Here is a 4,161-nt window from a genome sequence, read left to right as displayed (position 1 = left end):
CCGGGCCCAGCGGCCGCGGCGGACCATCCCGGCGGACCACCGCGGCGCGCAGATGTGCGTGCGTGGCAAGGATTACCTCGTGGGACCTGAAAAGGTCCGAACAGCTAACGTAGACATCATGCGCGCGTTGTTGGTCGTTAATCCCATCGCCACGGCTACGACCCAGCGCATCCGGGACGTCCTGGTCAGCGCCTTGGCCGCCGGCCTGAGCCTCGAGACCGTCGTCACCAAGGGTCGGGGCCACGCTGCCGAGCTCGCCGAACGCGCCGCTGACAACGGCCTCGACCTTGTTGTCGCCCTCGGCGGCGATGGAACGGTCAACGAGATCGCCAACGGTCTCCTGCGGGCGGGACCGGATCCGGGCACGCCGGCACTGGCAGTGGTACCCGGCGGGAGCACCAACGTCTTCGCCCGTGCGCTCGGCTGCTCCGCGTCCCCGGTAGAGGCCACGGGAGAACTTCTGGAGGCTCTGCGAGAGGGCCGAAGCCGCCGGATCGGGCTCGGGCACGCTACCTTCACCAACCGGTCAGGCAGCAGCCAGTCCCGGTGGTTCACGTTCTGTGCCGGTCTCGGCCTCGACGCGGCTGTCGTCGAGCGGGTGGAGCGCAAACGGGTCCACGGGCGCCGCAACACCCCGGGGTTGTACCTGCGCTCGGCGGCCAGCCAGTTCGTCCGCAATGCCGGGCGCCGCCATCCACCCATCACCATCACCACCGACGAACCAAGCCAGGCGGCAGAGGCAACCGTCGACGGAAGCGGTCCGGGCACCGCGGAGCCGGACACCGTACTGGTCGCCGTGGTGTGCAACACGACACCCTGGACGTACCTCAACTCCCGGTTGGTGCGCGCATGCCCGGCAGCCTCGTTCGACACCGGTCTGGACCTTGTCGGCCTGCGCCGGCTGACGGCCATGACGACAACCCGGATAGGCCTGCACATGCTGCACAGCGCCCGGGGTCCACACGGTAGGAATGTCAGTACCCTGCACGACCAGCGCACGATCACGCTGACGGCCACGCAGGAGCTCCCGTTCCAGATGGACGGCGAGTACATCGGCCCGCAGACTCAGGTGACACTGCGATCCGAACCCAGGGCCCTGCGCGTCATCGTCTGACCCGAACGTGTGCTCAGGCCGCTCCACGGCCGAGTCCGCGGACGACCTCGGCCGGGTCGTCACAGATCACCGCGTCCACACCGGCCTGCCGCAACTCATCGGCGTCCCGCACCGACGTGACGGTCCAGGTCACCAGGCTCACACCGGCTGCCCGGACCCGCTCGGGCACCTCCGAGGAGCCCAGCACCGAGGAGATGTGGGCGTGCAGCTCGTGATGCCCTGCCGAGCGCACATAGGCGATGCCTCCGCTCACCGACATCCGCGGCATGGCGAGGAACGCGGTGGACACGCCGATCCCGGCGTCGCGCACCGCCTCGATCGCGAACCAGTCGAACGAGGACACGGTCACGGCCGCGGGTGCGACAGCACCGGAGGCCCGGGCGAGCCCGCGGGCCTGCAGGAATTCGATCAGGGTCCGGGCGGTCCTTTCCCGGGGGGCGTCGAAGTCGGGCTGACCCGGCTGATTCTTGACCTCGAGAATGATGCGGCCACGACCGTCCCAGACATCGAGAATCTCGGCCAGGGTGGGCACACCCAGGTGGGTGAGTTCGCGGGTCGTCCGGCGTACCACGGCCCGGCCGGTCAGCCGCCCCGGCAGCCGGGGATCATGCACACAGACCAGATCCCCGTCGGCGCTGCGCCGCACGTCCACTTCTATACCATCAGCGCCGGCGCGCAACGCGGCGTCCACCGCCTCGACTGTGTTCTCCGGGCCGGGGATCCGGCTACCGCGGTGACCAAGAACCTGCATGAGCCAACGATGCCATCACGGCCATACCCGGTAACGCCAGGGCCTCGGCGCAGGATCCGCTACAGGGCCAAAGGCAGCGCGATCATGTTCCTTTCACACTGCCGGAGGTCCAGATCCCCGGGTCGGTAAGCCAGAAACCGATGGATGACAACATCCAATGCCAATTCGGCATGTTGCCCGGCTCTGCCGGGCATGCGTGTTCACTGAGTTGGCAGTACTAGGACGGTCTGTGTGTCGCCGTCGTTCGACCAGCCGCAAAGAGTGGTCCACCTGTGTCTCTAACGGACGAAGGCGGGCAGGCAGGGGTCAGTAAGGGGTGGGAAGCCACTTACAGGTTCTTGCGCCCATGGCAGTTGCGGTGGGAGGGTGGCGAATGTCCGAGGTGGATGGACCGCATACACCTCGGACTCACACGCGACGGTGCATCTGGTCGAAAGATCGAGAAGCCGCACGGACCCGGTAGCCGTTTGGCCGCCGGAAAGTGCGACACAACCGTGGCGACTCGCAAAGCGTCTCACGTGCAGTGTGGCCCGAGACGAGAGAGGGAGTTGTACGCATGGACTGGCGCCACAGAGCGCTCTGTCGTGACGAGGATCCCGAGCTCTTCTTCCCGATCGGTACTACCGGTCCGGCTGAACGCCAGGTCGAAGAAGCAAAGGCCGTCTGCAGACGGTGCGCTGTAACAAGTGATTGCTTGAGCTGGGCTCTTGACACCGGGCAGGACTCCGGGGTCTGGGGCGGTTTGAGCGAGGATGAACGCCGAGCACTCAAACGCCCTGCGCGCACCCGAGTTCGCACCGCCTGAGCAGTACCCCCCAGCACCAAACCAGTTCGAGCCACACGACGACTTCCCAGGTGACCTCGCCGTGATGTATTGGTCATCGGGGTGCTGTCGTGTGCCTTAGGGCTGCTTCCGTCCGTGTCCGCTTCGTTTGTCAGCGGAGCCATCAGCACCCGCTGTACCGGTGTTGAGACGGTAGGAAACGACAGGCCGGGACGGGGTGGGACGGCGCCAGGCACGATGGTGCTGTACCCACCTCGACGGTCCACATAACACCGATCTTGAAAAAAATTCTCAGCCGCGCAACGGGATGGACAGCAGGGCCTCTGTTCCACGCTCTGCCCCCGCCTGGAGCCGGATCGCTCCCTGCATCTCACCGAGGACGAGCTGGCGCACGATCTGCAGACCGAGCCGGGGTGAGTGCTCCAGCTGGAAGTCCTCGGGCAGCCCGGCACCGTTGTCGGCGACCACCACGTCCAGCCGGTCGGCATACCGTCGGACACGGAGTTCGATCGAACCTGCCGAACCATCGAACGCATGTTCGACAGCATTCTGCAAAAGTTCGGAGAGCACAAGTGCCAGGGGCGTGGCGAGTTCACCGGGCAGCTGGCCGAATGATCCTTTGCGGGTCGTACTCGCCCGGGTCCCGGTCGAAGCGAGATCCACTGTTACCGACGTGATCTGATCGGCGATCTCGTCGAAGGGCACCGACTCGCCGAGACTCTGCGAAAGAGTTTCGTGCACGACGGCGATCGAGGTCACCCTTCGCACCGACTCCCGCAACGCCAGGCGCGCCTCGTCCACCTTGGTACGACGCATCTGCAGGCGCAGCAGAGCCGCGACCGTCTGCAGGTTGTTCTTCACCCGATGATGGATCTCTCGGATGGTCGCGTCCTTGCTCAGCAACTGCGCCTCACGACGCCGGAGATCGGAAACATCACGGACGAGGACCAGCACCTCACGAGTGGCACCGGGAAACAGCGGGATCGCGCGCAACAGCACCACCGTGCTCCCGACCGCGAGCTCCACCTCGACCGGCCGGCGACGCCCGATCGCGTGCCACACGGCCGGTGTGGTCGCGGGCAGGTTCAGCGTCCGGTGCACCGACCGCAGGTCTTCACCGGTGACATTGCCGGTATAACCAAGGCGGCGGTATGCCGACAGCGCGTTCGGACTGGCGAAAATGACCTTTCCCGAGCCGTCCAGGCGGAGCATCCCGTCACCGACGCGCGGCGCCTCGGGCAGCTCGGCGTTGCTCCCCCGGAACGGGAACGCTCCCTCGGCGATCATCAGTGCCAGGTTGTTCGCGCACTGCAGGTACGCCGACTCCAGCGCGCTCGGTGTCCGGGTGGTGGCAAGGTTGGTGTCCCGCGCCAGTATGGCGATCACGCGGTCGGAGTGCAGCACCGGGATCGCCTCGGTCCGGACCGGCACCCCGCCGTCCCATTCCGGCTCGCCCTCCCGGGCGATCCGGTGCTCACGCCACGAGTTCTGCACCACCCACCTGTTAATCAC

At 66.6% G+C, this 4,161-nt stretch carries 4 protein-coding genes; 2 read left to right on the top strand and 2 right to left on the bottom strand.

Translation table 11 applies throughout. The features are described 5' to 3' along the window. Window positions 1-1,114: diacylglycerol/lipid kinase family protein (locus tag DD1DGNOD_RS05550; protein ID WP_346434272.1), on the top strand; the 1,114-nt coding region annotated here is incomplete at its 5' end. Between the two features lie 13 nt (window positions 1,115-1,127). Here DD1DGNOD_RS05550 and DD1DGNOD_RS05545 read toward each other — a convergent pair. After that, entirely contained in the window at window positions 1,128-1,865 is a 738-nt protein-coding gene (locus DD1DGNOD_RS05545; protein ID WP_131769595.1) for a glycerophosphodiester phosphodiesterase, read from the bottom strand. Window positions 1,866-2,421: 556 nt separating this feature from the next. Between DD1DGNOD_RS05545 and DD1DGNOD_RS05540 the strand changes: the two genes are divergently transcribed. Continuing rightward, the gene (locus DD1DGNOD_RS05540) at window positions 2,422-2,670 is read left to right on the top strand and encodes a WhiB family transcriptional regulator (RefSeq protein ID WP_013872459.1); all 249 of its coding nucleotides are present in this window, start codon (window positions 2,422-2,424) and stop codon (window positions 2,668-2,670) included. 270 nt (window positions 2,671-2,940) lie between these two features. Here DD1DGNOD_RS05540 and DD1DGNOD_RS05535 read toward each other — a convergent pair. After that, on the bottom strand, window positions 2,941-4,161 hold a 1,221-nt coding region (locus tag DD1DGNOD_RS05535; RefSeq protein ID WP_131769594.1), incomplete at its 5' end, for a sensor histidine kinase.

This window comes from Candidatus Protofrankia californiensis, assembly GCF_900634765.1.
Taxonomy (GTDB): Bacteria; Actinomycetota; Actinomycetes; order Frankiales; family Frankiaceae; genus Protofrankia; species Protofrankia californiensis.
The sequence above is the reverse complement of the archived record's forward strand: the minus strand, read 5'-3'. Positions and strand labels throughout refer to the sequence as shown.

Coding starts and splice junctions, on each gene's coding strand:
- DD1DGNOD_RS05545 (WP_131769595.1), bottom strand. CDS start 1,865: ATGCAGGTTCTTGGTCACCGCGGTAGCCGGATCCCCGGCCCGGAGAAC.
- DD1DGNOD_RS05540 (WP_013872459.1), top strand. CDS start 2,422: ATGGACTGGCGCCACAGAGCGCTCTGTCGTGACGAGGATCCCGAGCTC.